Origin of the sequence: Cobetia sp. 2AS (assembly GCF_029846355.1) — a bacterium.
GTDB classification, from domain to species: domain Bacteria; phylum Pseudomonadota; class Gammaproteobacteria; order Pseudomonadales; family Halomonadaceae; genus Cobetia; species Cobetia amphilecti.
In genome coordinates this window covers 697,957-712,855 of the sequence record NZ_JARWKQ010000002.1, presented here as the reverse complement: position 1 = coordinate 712,855, position 14,899 = coordinate 697,957, and the positions used below count along the sequence as shown (strand labels likewise).

17 protein-coding genes are annotated in these 14,899 nt (G+C 61.6%); all 17 read right to left on the bottom strand.

Annotated features, from left to right (window positions below):
- Positions 1 to 36: 36 nt before the first annotated feature.
- The 17 genes from QD356_RS08160 to QD356_RS08080 all read right to left on the bottom strand — a co-directional run bounded on the left by QD356_RS08160 (position 37) and on the right by QD356_RS08080 (position 14,174).
- Positions 37 to 1,020 carry a LysR substrate-binding domain-containing protein gene (locus QD356_RS08160; protein ID WP_165873978.1) on the bottom strand — a complete coding sequence of 328 codons (984 nt, stop codon included), beginning with the start codon at positions 1,018 to 1,020 and terminating at the stop codon, positions 37 to 39.
- A 298-nt stretch (positions 1,021 to 1,318) separates the two neighbouring features.
- The gene (locus QD356_RS08155; RefSeq protein ID WP_192837695.1) at positions 1,319 to 1,795 is read right to left on the bottom strand and encodes a GFA family protein; all 477 of its coding nucleotides are present in this window, start codon (positions 1,793 to 1,795) and stop codon (positions 1,319 to 1,321) included.
- A 198-nt stretch (positions 1,796 to 1,993) separates the two neighbouring features.
- Positions 1,994 to 2,320 carry a gamma-glutamylcyclotransferase family protein gene (locus QD356_RS08150; protein WP_192837696.1) on the bottom strand — a complete coding sequence of 109 codons (327 nt, stop codon included), beginning with the start codon at positions 2,318 to 2,320 and terminating at the stop codon, positions 1,994 to 1,996.
- Positions 2,321 to 2,576: 256 nt separating this feature from the next.
- Positions 2,577 to 3,176 (bottom strand): HD domain-containing protein, encoded by a 600-nt coding sequence (locus QD356_RS08145; RefSeq protein WP_192837697.1) that lies wholly within the window; start codon positions 3,174 to 3,176, stop codon positions 2,577 to 2,579.
- A complete protein-coding gene (locus tag QD356_RS08140; protein WP_054556214.1) occupies positions 3,176 to 4,345 on the bottom strand; it encodes a TauD/TfdA family dioxygenase in 1,170 nt (389 codons plus the stop codon). The genes QD356_RS08145 and QD356_RS08140 overlap by 1 nt, the downstream gene beginning before the upstream one ends.
- A 552-nt stretch (positions 4,346 to 4,897) precedes the next feature.
- A complete protein-coding gene (locus QD356_RS08135; RefSeq protein WP_192837698.1) occupies positions 4,898 to 5,290 on the bottom strand; it encodes a hypothetical protein in 393 nt (130 codons plus the stop codon).
- A 51-nt stretch (positions 5,291 to 5,341) separates the two neighbouring features.
- Positions 5,342 to 5,953, bottom strand: a complete 612-nt coding sequence (locus tag QD356_RS08130; protein ID WP_192837699.1) for a TerD family protein — start codon at positions 5,951 to 5,953, stop codon at positions 5,342 to 5,344.
- Between the two features lie 78 nt (positions 5,954 to 6,031).
- Positions 6,032 to 6,763: a hypothetical protein gene (locus QD356_RS08125; RefSeq protein WP_192837700.1), complete on the bottom strand. Its 732-nt coding sequence runs from the start codon at positions 6,761 to 6,763 to the stop codon at positions 6,032 to 6,034.
- A 12-nt stretch (positions 6,764 to 6,775) separates the two neighbouring features.
- Entirely contained in the window at positions 6,776 to 7,654 is an 879-nt protein-coding gene (locus QD356_RS08120; RefSeq protein WP_192837701.1) for an aldolase/citrate lyase family protein, read from the bottom strand.
- Positions 7,647 to 8,789, bottom strand: coding sequence for a cysteine protease StiP family protein (locus QD356_RS08115; protein WP_225996332.1), 1,143 nt, complete (start codon positions 8,787 to 8,789; stop codon positions 7,647 to 7,649). The genes QD356_RS08120 and QD356_RS08115 overlap by 8 nt, the downstream gene beginning before the upstream one ends.
- Positions 8,786 to 9,541: a hypothetical protein gene (locus QD356_RS08110; protein WP_192837702.1), complete on the bottom strand. Its 756-nt coding sequence runs from the start codon at positions 9,539 to 9,541 to the stop codon at positions 8,786 to 8,788. The genes QD356_RS08115 and QD356_RS08110 overlap by 4 nt, the downstream gene beginning before the upstream one ends.
- Positions 9,541 to 10,758 (bottom strand): phosphoribosyltransferase domain-containing protein, encoded by a 1,218-nt coding sequence (locus tag QD356_RS08105; RefSeq protein WP_192837703.1) that lies wholly within the window; start codon positions 10,756 to 10,758, stop codon positions 9,541 to 9,543. The genes QD356_RS08110 and QD356_RS08105 overlap by 1 nt, the downstream gene beginning before the upstream one ends.
- A 97-nt stretch (positions 10,759 to 10,855) precedes the next feature.
- Entirely contained in the window at positions 10,856 to 11,284 is a 429-nt protein-coding gene (locus QD356_RS08100) for a hypothetical protein (protein ID WP_192837704.1), read from the bottom strand.
- A 65-nt stretch (positions 11,285 to 11,349) separates the two neighbouring features.
- Positions 11,350 to 11,928: a TerD family protein gene (locus QD356_RS08095; protein ID WP_192837705.1), complete on the bottom strand. Its 579-nt coding sequence runs from the start codon at positions 11,926 to 11,928 to the stop codon at positions 11,350 to 11,352.
- Between the two features lie 90 nt (positions 11,929 to 12,018).
- Entirely contained in the window at positions 12,019 to 12,591 is a 573-nt protein-coding gene (locus QD356_RS08090; RefSeq protein ID WP_192837706.1) for a TerD family protein, read from the bottom strand.
- 99 nt (positions 12,592 to 12,690) lie between these two features.
- The gene (locus tag QD356_RS08085) at positions 12,691 to 13,695 is read right to left on the bottom strand and encodes a TerC/Alx family metal homeostasis membrane protein (RefSeq protein ID WP_192837707.1); all 1,005 of its coding nucleotides are present in this window, start codon (positions 13,693 to 13,695) and stop codon (positions 12,691 to 12,693) included.
- Positions 13,696 to 13,709: 14 nt separating this feature from the next.
- A complete protein-coding gene (locus QD356_RS08080; protein WP_192837708.1) occupies positions 13,710 to 14,174 on the bottom strand; it encodes a TerB family tellurite resistance protein in 465 nt (154 codons plus the stop codon).
- Between the last annotated feature and the right edge of the window lie 725 nt (positions 14,175 to 14,899).

Below are 14,899 nucleotides of genomic sequence, written 5' to 3'. Positions count from 1 at the left end.
CGGCGCGCGCCGGACGGAGCGAGGGCTTGCGGCCGTTCACGGCTGCCTTGAGGTAGGCCCCGGAATCTCGAGGCCGGAAAATTCGCGTGTCAGCCAGCGGGTGATCGGTTGGATCACGGCACTGTTGGGATGGCGGACACTCATGCGATAGCCGTGGCGGTCCCGCGAGATATGCGGCGTCAGGGCGATCAGCGAGCCGTTGTCGAGCAGGTCCTGGATGACGTGGCTCCAGCCCAGCGCGACGCCCTGATGATTGACGGCAGCATTGAGCGTCAGCGGAAAGTTGTTGTAGGGGAAGGCCTTGTCGAGGCGCGGCACCGGCAGCCCCGCGTGGCGACACCAGGTGGCCCAGTCCAGCCAGCGGGTATCGCGCATGTCCAGATGCAGCAGGGTGATGCGCGACAGCGCTTCGGCATCCAGCCCCTTCTCGAGCCCATGACGTCGGGCGTAGTCCGGGGAGCAGACCGGGAAGGCGCGCTCCGCGACCACCAGCGTATCGCGATGATCGCCCGTCAGCGGCGGGCCGAAGCGGATCGCGATGTCGGCCTGCTGCATCTGCGGGTCTTCATCGCGATCGATCGGCAGCAGCGTGAAGTGACAGTCGGGAAAGTCCTGTTCCAGCCGCTCCAGGCGTGGGCGCAGCCAGACATGCGCGAAACCGGCGCCCGCGGCGATGGTGATGCGCGGCGTCGGCTTGTGCACCTTGCGACGTGCTTCCGTGACGGCGCTGCATACCTTGCCAAGTCCGCCTGCCAGTTCGGCATGGAAGCTCTCGCCGTAGTGGTTGAGGATCAGCCGGCCGCCCTGGCGATCGAACAGCGGATGGCCCAGGTGCTCCTCCAGCGCGCGGATGCGCTGGGAGATGGTGGGCTGGGTGGTATCCAGCTCACTGGCGGCGGCCGTCATCGACCCCAGGCGGACCGTCACGTCAAAGGCGACCAGCCCGCGCAGGGAGGGCAGGTCATCCAGAGGGCTTGCGCTTTCCAGCGGCGCTGGGGAGCTTGTCTTTCGGGCCGGCACGAGAGTCCTCACTGTGATGCGCTGTCGCGGCGCTCCTGTCGTACTGTTTTGGCCTGGATGATGGCCTGGCTGATGGCTCGGGAGATTGCCTGGATGAGGCATGAGAAGGCATCAGCCAAGGATCACCGGATACGAACAGGAGTGCCGCCTTGTATAGGCGGCACTTATACGCGACGCAGCGAATGACATCAACGCTCAGCCCGGCGGATCAGGCCATGAGGTCGCAACGGATCCTGACCAGCGTCGCATCGGATCCTGATCGATGGCGTTGCTGGTCCTGATTGACGCGCCGCCGATATCAGTCGGTGTCGCGCTCGGCAATCCGCGCATGCCAGGCGGCAATGCTCTCTTCAGGATACTCGGCGTGATGAGCATCACGCGCTTCGTGCGCGACTTCCACCCAGTTGCCCTTGCTGTCGAGCATGATGTGGACATGTTCCGGCGGCACGGGCAGCGGGGTGTCGATCGCCCCCGCCTGAGGATGGATCAGCTCCGGCCAGCGGGCATCGTAGAGCCACAGCGCACTGCCGCAGCGCTTGCAGAAGTGGCGTTCCGCCGGACTTTCGACCCCGTCAGTCACCGCGTGATAGATGGAGAGGTTGTCCCGGCCTTCCACCTGCAGGGTGTTGGCATCGCCCGCCAGGTTGATCGCGTAGCCACCGCTGCCCGCCGTCTTGCGACAGATCGAGCAATAGCAGCGCTGATACGGATAGGGGTGCGGCGATTCGAGCTGGAATGTGACGGCCTTGCAGTGGCAGGAACCTTCAAGCTGCATGAGGAATCTCCCTTGTGATGCATGAATGAGGACGCTGGCGCTGACTGGCCATGCATCGCCCGAAGGGCAATGTTACTCCATCCGGGCGTAAGGCGGCGGGCCGCCATTCATCACTTGCCACGATCAATCCATCACTAGCCACGATCCATCCATCTCTTGCCACGAGCCAGCAATCGCTATCCGTGCCACTCGTGAGTCTCACTGCGGCAGGGCGTAGACATAGGCCTCGAGTTCACGGTTGTCATCGAGAATGACGGTGGTGACGGTGCGCTGATAGATGGGACCCTCGAAGTCATCGAGGGCATCCCAATGCTCGGGCAATTGCGCCGAGGAGAACACGTGGCCGCGTATCACCTGGCCCGTGTTGTCGACGACCAGCCCCGGGAAGTTGTGCTCATCGCCGTGATCGGTGTTTTCCAGTCGGCCGCGTAGATAGGCCGAGCTCCATTCGCCATCGATATTGGCGATGATATGTTCGTTGAGGCCGCCGGGGCCCAGTGGACCGTAGATGAAGAGATGTTCCATGCGTCTGCCTGTCGGGTTGGGGAAGGGGGGATGATCCGCGAGGGAAAGACGGCCGTACCGGCACCGCCTTCATTGACGTTGACGTTAGCCAATGATGATGAAGGTTGAGTGGCGAGGTTCAACCCCTTGTTGACGTGAAGCACTCAACGCAACGCCCACAAACCAGATTGCCCCCACTGGGCGGGCCAGTGGGGGCAATGGTCAAGCGGGGGAGCCGAGCAGGTCCGGCGCGTTTCACGCACCCGCCTTCACATGCTCAGACGCGGCTGTCGAAACCGCCGGCCGGCTCTTCGCCGATCACGTCCGGATCGAAGGGCTTGCGCGCGAAGACGCGACGCAGTGCCGGTTCGAAGTGCTCCAGCGGCGGGGTCGGGTAGTTGGGATCGAAGGCCGCCTGATCATAACGCTCGCAGAAATCCACGCACTTCTGATACCAGGGGTGGTCCTTGTAGATCTCGCGCTCGTTGCGGTCCTCGCCGTAGAAGTGACCGTAGTAGAACTTCTGGAACAGGCCATGGTGATGGATGATCCAGGTCACTTCGGCACGCACGTACGGGCGAATGATGGCGGCGGCCAGCTGCGAGTGATTGTAGGGCGCCAGCTCATCGCCGAGATCATGCAGCAGGGTGGCGACGACCAGGTCGTCATCGGCGCCATCGGCCTCTGCGCGCGCCGCCGACTGCAGGGAATGCTCCAGACGGCTGACCTTGTAGCCGCTCAGGCCATCATCGAGCTTGCGCAGGGCAAGCTTGAGGCGCTCCACCAGCCCTTCATTGAACTGGTCTTCAAGACGCTCGAGCAACGCATAGTCTTCTGCGGTGCCGTCCTTCATCTGGGTGAATGAAACCTGATCCATTACGCCATTTCCTCACGGTTTTCTTGTTGTGCCTGCTGCTGACGCTGACGCATCAGGGTAGTGGCGAAGCGCTCACGCGGGCCATCGCTGTCCATGTAGCAGCCCTGCAGGTGGCGGTGCCCCTCATTGGTGTCGAACGCCGTACGGCCATGCAGCACGCGGGTGTTGTCGAACATCATCAGCTCTCCGGATTCGAGTTGGAAGCGAATCTCGTTGGCCGGGTCCTGGAACAGCTGCCCCAGACGCTGGCGGGCCTGATGGTAGCGGCGAGTGTTTTCCAGCGACATGTGCGGCAGGTGATCGAGGCGCGGGCTGTAGTTGACGCCGATGGGCTCACCATCGGAGTTCTCGCGAATCACGCAGCGACGCGTGGTCAGCTCGGTACCGGCGTCCAGGAAGCGGAAGCCGACCGGCGTGGTGCGCAGCAGTTCATAGCCTTCCGGCATCTCGGCCTTGAGCTGCTTGAGCGCATTGAGGCTGTCGACCAGCGTGGACAGGCCACCGGTGGTCTCGTTGACCAGGCAATGCAGCATCTGGATGCCCGGCACCGGATCACGATACGGGTTGTCGGTGTGCGGCCCGAGCGCCACGCTGCGGTAGGCCAGGTCATTGCCCGTCGGGCGCGAGTACACCTCGAAGTAGCTGCCGAAGTTGGTGTCCTTCACGTAGCCGAAGTGACCGGCCACTTCCAGAATGCGCTCCGGATCGGTCGGTACGTTCTGCACGATGATGTAGCCAAAGCGCAGATAGGCCTTCAATGCCTTCTGGAAGTCCTCATTGTTGCCCATCTTCTCCCAGTCGACGCGCTGCGCCTGCTGATCGATGCTCGCATCCCAGCTCTCGGGCTTGGGGAACGGCGTGATGCCCTGCAGTTCATGCGCCAGCATGGTGAGGTCATACACCTCGCAATGCCCGTCACTGAAGGTGAATTCCACGTGCGTCTCATCGACCGGGCGCGCCGCGGTCAGCTCGAGGTTGACGTCGATGGCATGCGAATCGAACAGACGCTGGGTGGTCACCTCATCGAGCTGCTCCGGGTCCTGGGTGCGCTCGCGCAGCCACAGCGGGCTGACCGGCTCCAGGCCTTCGGCGGTGATCAGGTTCAGTGACAGCGGCGACTCGCTCAGGGTCAGCGGCAGCGCATCGGACAGGGCATTGGTCAGGGACATGCAGGCATCTCTCCATTAGCACGGTTGTATATCGTGGCCATTATGGGAGCGAGGCATGGGACCTAAGTAGGGGGTGAGTGTTATCGGAGGGTATGCATTTTTCTTATGGGGTGGATGGAACCCGAGGAAATGGCCCGTGAAGCGTACTGGTGAATTGATACAAGGATTCAGTGATGTTCACTTCGAGCCGTTGCAGGGAACAGTCAACTGACTTGCCTGTTTCCTGCAGTGCGCTGCAGTGGAGGTGAGCTCTGAAAAGTTGTTCGTTTCGGTGTGTAGTTTCAGAGATTTCTGGTACTGACTTCGGTCAGACCTGATGGGCCTTTCCGCTTGCAGGTGCTCAGGCTCTGCTGAGCCCCGACACCATCCTTGAGCCATACCGACAACGAGCGCTGCCAACGGGCTGTCGCTCGGCCTCTTGTCGTGTGACAGGTGGTCTTGTCTCCCTGAACTTTTGAAGTTTCACTCGTATAGCCCTCCATGGCATCTCAAGAAAACTGATAGCGGGCGAAGAGTGGCATGAAAGAAGGCCCGGGGCCTTCGCCCCGCACCTCAAGCCTGTGGAGATTTATCCTTGCGCTCGCAGTTCGCTCGCTGCTCCAGCTGTTCCAGCGTTTCTTCATTCAATCCCAGGTTCTGCACGTATTGCCAAAGGGGGAGGCCGAGTGCGCGAGCACGTTGCTCCAGTATCGACTTGGTGGCTTGATCGATATTGGCGCGGGTCAGGTGATGCCGTGACTTGTAGCGGTATGCCCGAATACTGTCCCGTGCGCGGCGCCAGTCTTCATCGCAGGCCCAAGCGTTGACCCAAGCAACCAGCTCTTCCCCTTGCCAGACTTTCTGGAGTGCAGACAGTGCGTCCTTGCGCTCTTCGCAGATGGGCAAGCCCTGGAAGTAGCGAACGTACAGCGGCACCTCATCCCAAGGTGGTGGAGTCTTGTTCATTGTCATATGGGCCAGCCGCCGCGGCTGACCCATCCTCCCTGACAGTGGTGATTACGCGCTGATGTAGTCGCTGGCAAAGGTCTGCAGGGTAGATTTCAGATCACGTGCATCGATAGCGGCGCCGATGGAACGGAACTTCCAGTCGTTGCCATGACGATAGACGCTGCCCAGGATCATGCTGACGCGGCCGGAGAAGGATTTGTCGTTGGACACATCGAACTTGGCGAACACGTCGCCTTGGCCAGCGCGACCATTGTGGATACGGGCGTTGGCGAACGGGATGGCGTCGAACTTCTGCTGACTGAAGGAATTCAGCACCACCGCCAGGTGATTGACTTCCTTCGGCACGCGCATCAGGTCAATCTGGATGACTTCGTTGTCCTTGCCGTCATCGCCACCGGTGTCGCCGGTACGGTCATCGCCACTGTGCTTGATGGAGCCACACTTGGACTTGAGGTTGCCGAAGTAGACGATGTCCGTGCTCTTGCCGTTGGCATCGAACATGCCGATTGAGGCATCCAGGTCCACGGCAACGTTCTTCTTGCCGAAGAAGCCCTTCTTTTCGATCGCGCCCCAGTTCACGCCGATCTCGATGTAATCGAGCTTCGTGCCGTCATCCTTGGCGAGGCTGATGCGCTGACCCTTGGAAAGATTGATAGCCATGAGTGTCTGTTTCCTTTGCTGTATTGCGCGCCTGAGGCGGCAGTGGAAGAAGAGGCCGCCGCCGGCGGCCCCGGTGAATCAGCTGAAGAGCTTTCCGAACAGGCCTTTCTTCGCGCCGGCATCGGGAATATTGGCGAAGCGCTTGGTGATGTTGTTCTTCGCGTTGTACTTGGCTGCCTGACTCGCCTGAGCGCCCTTGAACACGGCAGGGCCGTTCAGGTTCAGGTCGATCGACGTGCCGTGCCAGGACAACCAGGCGGTGTTTTCGGTGCCAGGGCTGGCGGTCTTGCCGGACGGGGCCAGAATGACTTCGTCCTCGGTGACGATGGCGTAGCCGATCACGTAGGTGTAGATCCCGTCGACATTGGCACCGGGGTCCTTGGTGAAGTCGTATTCACAGACCACCTTCTGGCTGCCAAAGCTCATGGTCATGCGCGGGCGCAGGGTGGCCACGGCCACGGCGCCATTGGCCAGCGCGGAGTAGACGCTGAAGCACAGCGCGACCGGGCCGCCCATGCGCTTGGCAATGTCGCGGGCGACGGTGATGCGCTCCTCGCCCGGCGCATCGAGGCTGGCGCTCTGCACGTCACCATGGTGTTTCACGAACGGCAGTTCGGTCAGGCTGCCCGGGTAGGCACCGTCCACCAGATACTGCAGCTCATCCGGCATGAGGATGGAGCAACGGAGGTCCAGATCATCGTTGTCCTGGCCATCGCCGTTATCTGTCCACTGGGCTTGTACGAGTAGCTCGTTGCTGCCCTTGGTCAGGTCGATCGTGGCCGTTTCGTCTGCCTTGCTCAGATTGATCATGTTCAGTCCTTGTCAGCTAATGGCCTTCAGCTTCAGGGAGGACACGCGGCGTGCCCACCCTCCGTGACACGTCTTCTCGAGCATCTGTCCTTCATGTCGGAAGACGGCGGCGTCCGCATGCAGCAGGGCGTTCGCCTGATCTTGCTGGCGGGAGAGCGCACGGGTGAAGTGCGCTTCCACGACGTCAATCTGCGTCGGGTGAATGCAGGTCTTGGCGTAGAAGCCCCACGCAATGTCCTGGGCCAGTTCGCGCCCCAGCGTTTCCGGCTCATCGATCAGGTCACACACCGGTGCTGCCAGCTCGTACCCGGCAGGGCGGAAGGTGGTGACGATGCGCTCCAGGGTGCCGCGCAGCGGGGTGTCATAGACGGTCTGCCCCGGTTGACGCTTGATTCCCAGGGTGCCCAGCAAGTCGTTGGCGCCGATACGCAGCGCGATGACCGGGTTATGAAGCTTCTGGAGGGCGCACAGGACAGCATCGGCACCGGTGTCGCGGAACATGGCAGCCGTCTCGAGGGTCGGCATGACCGCCAGCTTCGGCGCATGATCCAGCACGGCCTGCCATTCGCCGGCGGTCTGGCCATCGAATTTCGGGATCACGACACCATCCAGGCGAGCCATGGCCTCGGGGGCCGCCAGCAGGGTGGCCAGTACGGCCGGTGAGCGGGGGCGCACGAAGCGCAGGTGCGGGACATCGTGGGGAGCCGCCTTCAATGCCTTGAGCAGGCGGTGCACGGCCCATGTCACATCGCTTTCGGCCACGGCATCTTCGGTGCAGATGATCAGCGAGCGAGCATGGTGGCAGCCCTCACGCAGAATGCTGTCGAGCTGCTTGTGCGTCGCCGGCACGTAGAGTGAGGCGCCGAGTGATCCATAGAGGCAGTCAGTCATGCGCCACCTCATGCGTCATGGCCTTGATCAGCGCGCAGGCGTGGAAGGGCATCTCGGGGCGCACGGCGACCGGGACGGATTTTTCCGCTGCCAGCAACATCAGGTGCTCGACGTCGGGGTGCTGGGTATCGCGCACCATCAGCAGGGCCGGGACACGGCGCAGCATCACGCGGGTCGCTTCGGCAATGCCTGGCTTGATGTGATTGATGTCGTCGACGGCGTAATCCTTGCGGATCTGCTTGAGCATCTCGCCCATGAGGGTCTGTTGACGCAGGCGCTCATTCTCGGCGATCGCCATTTCATCCGGCGTCGTGAATTCCCCGAGATGGGCCGCAACGCGCTCGATGAAGGCCTGGGACTGGTCATGCTCCGCCAGTTCGTCATAGACCACGCAGCCATGGAACGCGCCTGACGGCACCTGATCATTGAGCACCGAGCGCGACACGAGGCCGGAGACGGTCGCATTCAGGATGCCTGACGGGATCGCATAGTCCTCGTAGGTCGCCGCGTAGTCCGCGGTTCCCCCGATATCCGAGACCACGGCCAGTCGCGCCGGGACCGTGCTCTTGTGCCGGGCCTTGCGGTTGGCGTTGTAGCGGTTGATGTCGCGCTTGAGCTCGCCGGTGATGACCCCCTTGGCGGTCCAGGCATCCACGAACACGATCCGGCGCGCGGCCACGCCCACCTCATCCAGCAGGTAGTCCAGCGCGGCATGGTCGATGCCCCGGTCACGGATGATCGACACGCTGTAATGCTCGGCGGCCTGGCCTTCATGGTCGACCAGCGCGCGGCGCAGCAGCGCGCCCACCGGGGTGCCGGCCCGCACGAGGCTGATCAGCACCAGCGGCTCGTCACTGCGGCCGTAATCCAGCAGCAGTTGGACCGCCAGCTGGCGGACTTCACTGGCCAGACGCGGCGCATAACGCTCACACAGCGTCTCGAACAGGGTCAGGTAGTCGGCACTCGGTGCCGGCTCGCGATGAATCATCTCGCTGTAGTGGGCTTCTCCCGACTGGATGCGGCGTTCCTTCTCCTCGACCGAGAGGAACTGACCCTCGATCGGTGTCAGCAGGAAACGGCAATCGGCAGGCTGGTATGAGCCATGCAACGGTGCTGTGGGGGCCATCGTCGTCATTGGGCGAGTTCCTTGAGCTGATGCCAGATCTGGCTACGGGTCGGGATCACCGCCATGTCGCTGGCGGCCATGAATTTCAGGTCGGACAGGCTGTCACCCAGCGCGATCACGGTGTCCTGGGGTTGCCGCTGCAGCACATGCTCCAGCAGGTAGTCGCAGGTCGCGGCCTTGCAGGTGTAGCTGGGGCGCAGGGCGGCATTGCGCGCATTGCGATGCAGTGACAGGTCGTGCGCCTCTGCCACGGCCACCAGGCGGTCATGCAAGCCCGGCGGCAGGAAGTCGGGGGCCTTGATCGACAGGTAGACCGGCACCTCGAGGTCACTCAGCTCTCGCAGGCTCAGCGTGGTCGCCGGGAATTCCTCGGCCACCACAGCGGCCAGCGCCTGGCGAGCCAGCCCGATGTTGCGCTTGGCGGTGTCCAGCTCGCTGGCCAGCCGTGACTGCCATTGCGGTATCACCTGCCCATGCTGCAGCAGCAGGGCACCATGGCTGACCACCGAGTACTCGGCGTCAAAGTCGAGACTCACCCGATCCAGCGCATAGCTGGTACGCCCGGTGACCGGCACGATGATGTCGGCCTCGGCGCGGAACATGTTCCACAGACGCTGTTGCTGAGGGGTCTGGTAAGAGAGCGGTCTGCCCTCACCATCCACGGCTACCATCCGGGCGCGCTCGGCACCGGTGGGCAGGGAGCGCTCGCTGGCGAACAGGGTGTCGTCCAGGTCGGTGAGTACGATCAGGCGTCCTGACATCACGCGTTCTCCTCGACCTTGGCGCTGATGGTGCGGCTATAGGCCCAGTGCGCGCTGGTAAGGGCGGCATGCATCGCGGGCTCACCGGTGCCGCTGAAGGCCAGCGGATGGCGTTTGGCGTCCGGGTTGTAGAGGAAGTGGCGCTTGCCGTCGCGGCCGCTCTGACCAAGGGCCGGCATGTCGAGCTTGGCGGCAATATCATCCCCGACGGCTATCGGGGAGCGAGTCGAGCTCTGGAAGCGCACGTCATGGCCCAGGGACTCAAGTGCCAGGGCGAGACGGAAGGGCGCATCCAGGTATTCGCCCATGCCATACACGGCCAGCGGGCCCGTGGTCTCGGGATCGCGATTCAGCTCTGAGTAAAGCGCCTGGCACTCGCGTATACCCGCTGGCCACGGCTCATCGTCGAGACCGAGTACCTTGCCGAACAGACCATCCTGCTCGATGGGCAGGGGGGCGGTCGGGCGGCCTTCAGCGACCAGCGTCGCGCAGAAGTCGGTATCTACATGTTCGGGCAGCTCGGCCCGGTAGTCGGGATCGGGAGTGAAGGTGAAGGTGCCGGCCATCAGCTGGACGAAATGCACCTCGACATGTGACGGCAATTCCGCCAGCAGGGCGGCACGGGCCTCATCGGTCAGCCAGCTCACCAACGACACGATGTGCAGGTCCGTGACATGGACCAGCAGCTCGGTATTCAGCAGCTCTCGGGCCAGTTGGGCGAGCGTCTTGCCGGTCGAGATTTCATCGTCCACCAGCACGAGGTCACGGGACTCGGCCGCCAGCGCCGCAGACTCATCATTCAGGTGAGCGATGTGCATGGTGTCGGCGTGGGAGTGCGCCTCGCGAATGCGCAGCCACGGCTTCGGCACCAGAAAACGCGTGGTGTGCTGGTACACGGCCAGCGTCGTGCGGCGACCGAGATGCCGGGCTACGCCCGCTCCGAGGCCAATGGCGGTTTCCGCCATGCCCACCACGAAGGGGATCTTGCCGGCCAGGCAGAGGGTGTCCGCCAGCTCGGCATGAATAGCATCCATCTTGGACGGCAGGACAGGCACATGCTTGCCCAGCACCCTGGAGACGAAGAGGTAGCCCCGGCGCGGGTTGAGTCGAGACGCGAATGTCAGCAGCTCGTCGAGTCGCTCCGCTCCCTCAGTGAGTGACAGGTCCAAACGCCCGGCGGCAATGTCGATCTGCTTGGTGAGTGTCGAGGATGTCATTCGTCCATTTCCTGATAAGAAGGTGAGGTCGCGACTCTTTTTGCACGAGAGCGAGGTTTGCGACTTTTTCTTGCGTGCAGCGACGATAAATTGTGCGTCACGCTGCCGCGCTATCACGGCGTCGGAGTCTCTGGAAAGTTCGCTTGATGCCGATGGTCATGAGGTAGACGCACCAGCCAGAGATGCTGAGAGCGGCCACCAGAACCAGTTGGAACGACGTTGTAAGTCGGCCAAACAAGCTTTCCAGAAGCATCCAGATCGGGATGGCCAAGGCCATGGGGATGACCAGCACGTGCCACAGCATTTCCGTGCGGCTGAGTCGCGCGCGATACCGACTGAGCGTGATAGCCCACGGGCGGTGCAGGAAGGTGGCGGCGACCACGAGCGTGGCGAGGATCAGTGGCACCAGACACCAGACGGGATGGCCGTTGAAGCCCAGCCAGAAGCTGCTCCACGTGGTCACCAGCCAGAAAGCGCCTTCTGCCGCACTGAGAAGATCAGCACGCAGTTTGGAATGATTCGACATACAGGCTCCTGGCCCGGGAAAAGAGGCGGGGACGAATGCCCCCGCCATCAGGGAGTCAGCGCCGCTTAGCTGGCGGTGAGGCCATACTTGGCGGCCAGACCCGCCAGGCCGTTGGAGAAGCCCTGGCCAATGGCCTTGAACTTCCACTCGCCGTTGCGGCGATAGACTTCACAGAAGATCATCGCGTCTTCGGTGGAGTAGTCCTCGGACAGGTCGTAGCGAACCACTTCCTGGTTGGTCTCCAGGTTGACGATGCGGGCGAACGCATTCTCGACACCACCGAAGTTCTGACCACGGGATTGCGCATCGTGGATGGTCACGGCAACGGCCATGGCGTCGACATCGGCCGGCACCTTGGACAGGTCTACCAGGATGGCTTCGTCGTCACCGTCGCCTTCACCGGTACGGTTGTCACCGGTGTGCTCGATGGAGCCGTCAGCGGATTTCAGGTTGTTGTAGAAGATGAAGTCGTGATCGTTGCGGCACTTGCCTTCGGCGTTGAGCACGAACACGCTGGCGTCGAGATCGAAGTCGGCACCGGTGGTCACTCGGCTGTCCCAGCCCAGACCGATCTGAATGCGCGAGATGCCCGGAGACTCCTTGCTCAGGGAGATGTTGCCGCCTTTGGAAAGAGAGATAGCCATGGGTCAGTCGTCCTGTATTGCACTGAGTAGAGAGGTTTCAGGTCTTGCGAGGAGGGCAGGCGGCCAGTCAGCGCGCCTGCCCTGTCTGGCTTACTGCAGGCCGTAGCCTTTCAGGAAGGCCGCCAGGCCACCGGCGAAGCCGTCGCCCTTGGCGACGAAGCGCCAGTCACCGTCCTTCTTGTACAGCTCACCGAAGATGACGGCGGTTTCAGCGGAATAGTCTTCGGTCAGGTCGTAGCGCGCGACCGGCTCATCCTTGCCGTCCTGCAGGATGCGGATGAAGGCGTTGTCGACCATGCCGAAGTTCTGACCGCGGGAATCGGCTTCGTGAATGGTCACGACGACCACGATCTTCTCGACGGCGGCGTCGATCTTGGTGGTGTCGACGATGATGCTTTCGTCGTCGCCGTCACCTTCGCCGGTCAGGTTGTCGCCGGTGGAGGTCACGCCGCCACACGGGGAAGTCTGGTTGCCGTAGAAGACCAGGGATTTCTCGGCACCCACCGGCTTGCCAGCGGCATCCAGCATCAGGGCAGACGCATCAAGGTCGAAGTCTGCGCCATCGGTGATACGTGCATCCCAGCCCATGCCCAGAGTGAACTTGGTCGCGCCTTCGGCTTCTTTCGCCAGATTGATGCGGCTGCCTTTGCTCAGATCGATCATGAAAAAACTCCTGTGATTGGGGGTCAGTGCCGGTGGAGAGGCACTGGCAAGCACCCGGTGGATGCTTGCCAGTACCCCCTTGCGGGGATACCGGAACGCTTATGACTGATCCGTCTGGGCATCTTCCTTGCCCGGGAAGACCAGACTGGCGAGCACGCCACCGATGATCAGTGCCAGCACCACCAGCAGGCTGACTTGATGATCGATGTGGTACAGGCCGAGGGCTGACCCGCCGAGCTTGGCGGCGATGAACACCAGCACCAGTGCCACGGCCTTTTCGAGATGCACCAGGAACTTCGCGGCAGCCGCCAGCATGAAGTACAGGTTGCGCAGGCCGAGGATGGCGAAGATGACAGAGGCGTAGACCAGGAAGGGCTCCTTGGTGATGGCCACGATGGCCGGCACGCTGTCGAAGCTGAAGATGATGTCCGAGATCTCGATACACACCAGACACAGCAGTGCCGGGGTGGCGTAGACACGGGCCTTCTGTGCCAGCGTCATGCCCTCGCGGGTGGCGACTTCATCAGCCTGCTGACTACCGACGAAGAATTGCTTGCCGACCATGCGCGGGAAGACCGGAATGACTTTCTGGGTCCAGCGAACCGACCAGTGATCCGAGAAGTCTTCCGTGGAGTCCTCATCGCCACTGTTGGCGGTGAACATCTTCACGCCGGTCCACAGCACGATCAGGGCGAACAGCAGCTCGATCCAGTGGGAGACACCGAATAGGGCGGTCCCGGCGGCCACGAAGATCGCGCGGAAGACCAGTGCCCCGATGATCCCGTAATACAGGATGCGGTGCTGCATGATTCCCTTGATGCCGAAAGACGCAAAGATGGCGACAAAGACCATCATGTTGTCGACACTGAGCGCTTTCTCGAGGACGTACCCAGACAGGAACAGGCTTGCGGCCTCTTCGGAGTAACGGACATTCAGGTACCCGTAGAAGGCCAGCGCGAGCGCCACCCAGAAAACCGACCAGCCGAGGGCGTTCTTGAACGTTACCTCTTCAGCGTTGCGGTGAGAGAAGAGGTCAACCCATACCGAGGCTGCGACTGCCACGAGCAAGACCGTGACGGCCTCTGCGGGAAATCCAAAGTCCATGCGGTGTTACCCCTTCAAAGTCCGAAATCGGCGGGTGCCAGACCCAGCTCACGCGCGATGAGAGAAGCCTTGGCCTTCTCGTCTTCATCAAAGTCGCCATCCGCGCCACCGATGGCGATCGCCAGACGCACGACCATGCGGGCTTGGTCATCGTTCTTCTTGACCTTGCCGATGTCGTTGAGCGCGGTGATTTCTGCCAGATCAGGATCGGTGTCCGGATTGGCCGGGTCGAGCGAGTCCAGGTAGGTCTTGAACTTGCGAGCCACTTCCGCCGGATCGAAGATGCTGAGCGCTTCGTGGTTGCGCACGAAGGCGATGGTCTTCTGCTTTTCTTCACGGGAGATGGTGCCGTCGGCGACGGCAATCATGGCGCTGGCAGCCATGGCGGCATTCAGGAAGCTTTCAGACTTGTATTTCTTGGCTTCGGTCTTGAGTGAGTTGAATGACTCTTTGGCTCGGGAGACGATTGAGTTCAGCATGTTGCACCTCGTTGTTAGCGTATGACTCACGGTGTCGTTCACAGGGTACCGTAAAACCGAAGCCTGGCAATACGATATTCGGTGATTCAAACAAAAAAGCGGCAATCTATTCCAAGGGGTAGAACAAGCGATGAAGGTCAATATAAAAGTACTGGTTTCACAAGTAAGATGAATGTCAGGTGAACATCATCCTGCTCCGTGTCGGATTGCACAGTATTCGATCTTCTTCTCTTGTCTGGCGGGGGATGCAGGCCATTAATCCCTGATTTAACGAAGGTGCGAAAGCAGCGTGTCGGGCGGGTGGCCGCAGCGGAGCATCCAGCAAGGGTGTCTGTGTCTTCCCTGAGGTAAATGGTCCGTCAGTGCCGGGAGTGGAAGGTGTTGATTCAAGCGTTTGTCTTCCTTGAGATTTTCGCTTTTCTCGACTGAGTCTCAAAGGCTTGCCTGACTCACCTTATCCATGTCCCCGTTGTTCCCGCGAGCGGGCCGCCATCCCGTGCTGGCAGGCAGCGGCAACCCAGCGGATCACGACGATAGCAGGCGAGCTATCGATTTTCCGCAACAATAGCGTCCCCATAATAGAAAGGAGCGTTTCGTCGTCGTTCTCAGCAAGGGGCTGATGTTCGTTATGACAGGTACAAATATCCTTCCTTTCTATCGCCAGCGCTCCCACAATCATGGTGTGGGTTTTTTATGGACTGGTGAAAAAGAATAAACTGTAGAAT

Coding starts and splice junctions, on each gene's coding strand:
- QD356_RS08155 (WP_192837695.1), bottom strand. CDS start 1,795: ATGCAGCTTGAAGGTTCCTGCCACTGCAAGGCCGTCACATTCCAGCTC.
- QD356_RS08150 (WP_192837696.1), bottom strand. CDS start 2,320: ATGGAACATCTCTTCATCTACGGTCCACTGGGCCCCGGCGGCCTCAAC.
- QD356_RS08145 (WP_192837697.1), bottom strand. CDS start 3,176: ATGGATCAGGTTTCATTCACCCAGATGAAGGACGGCACCGCAGAAGAC.
- QD356_RS08140 (WP_054556214.1), bottom strand. CDS start 4,345: ATGTCCCTGACCAATGCCCTGTCCGATGCGCTGCCGCTGACCCTGAGC.
- QD356_RS08135 (WP_192837698.1), bottom strand. CDS start 5,290: ATGAACAAGACTCCACCACCTTGGGATGAGGTGCCGCTGTACGTTCGC.
- QD356_RS08130 (WP_192837699.1), bottom strand. CDS start 5,953: ATGGCTATCAATCTTTCCAAGGGTCAGCGCATCAGCCTCGCCAAGGAT.
- QD356_RS08125 (WP_192837700.1), bottom strand. CDS start 6,763: ATGATCAATCTGAGCAAGGCAGACGAAACGGCCACGATCGACCTGACC.
- QD356_RS08120 (WP_192837701.1), bottom strand. CDS start 7,654: ATGACTGACTGCCTCTATGGATCACTCGGCGCCTCACTCTACGTGCCG.
- QD356_RS08115 (WP_225996332.1), bottom strand. CDS start 8,789: ATGACGACGATGGCCCCCACAGCACCGTTGCATGGCTCATACCAGCCT.
- QD356_RS08110 (WP_192837702.1), bottom strand. CDS start 9,541: ATGTCAGGACGCCTGATCGTACTCACCGACCTGGACGACACCCTGTTC.
- QD356_RS08105 (WP_192837703.1), bottom strand. CDS start 10,758: ATGACATCCTCGACACTCACCAAGCAGATCGACATTGCCGCCGGGCGT.
- QD356_RS08100 (WP_192837704.1), bottom strand. CDS start 11,284: ATGTCGAATCATTCCAAACTGCGTGCTGATCTTCTCAGTGCGGCAGAA.
- QD356_RS08095 (WP_192837705.1), bottom strand. CDS start 11,928: ATGGCTATCTCTCTTTCCAAAGGCGGCAACATCTCCCTGAGCAAGGAG.
- QD356_RS08090 (WP_192837706.1), bottom strand. CDS start 12,591: ATGATCGATCTGAGCAAAGGCAGCCGCATCAATCTGGCGAAAGAAGCC.
- QD356_RS08085 (WP_192837707.1), bottom strand. CDS start 13,695: ATGGACTTTGGATTTCCCGCAGAGGCCGTCACGGTCTTGCTCGTGGCA.
- QD356_RS08080 (WP_192837708.1), bottom strand. CDS start 14,174: ATGCTGAACTCAATCGTCTCCCGAGCCAAAGAGTCATTCAACTCACTC.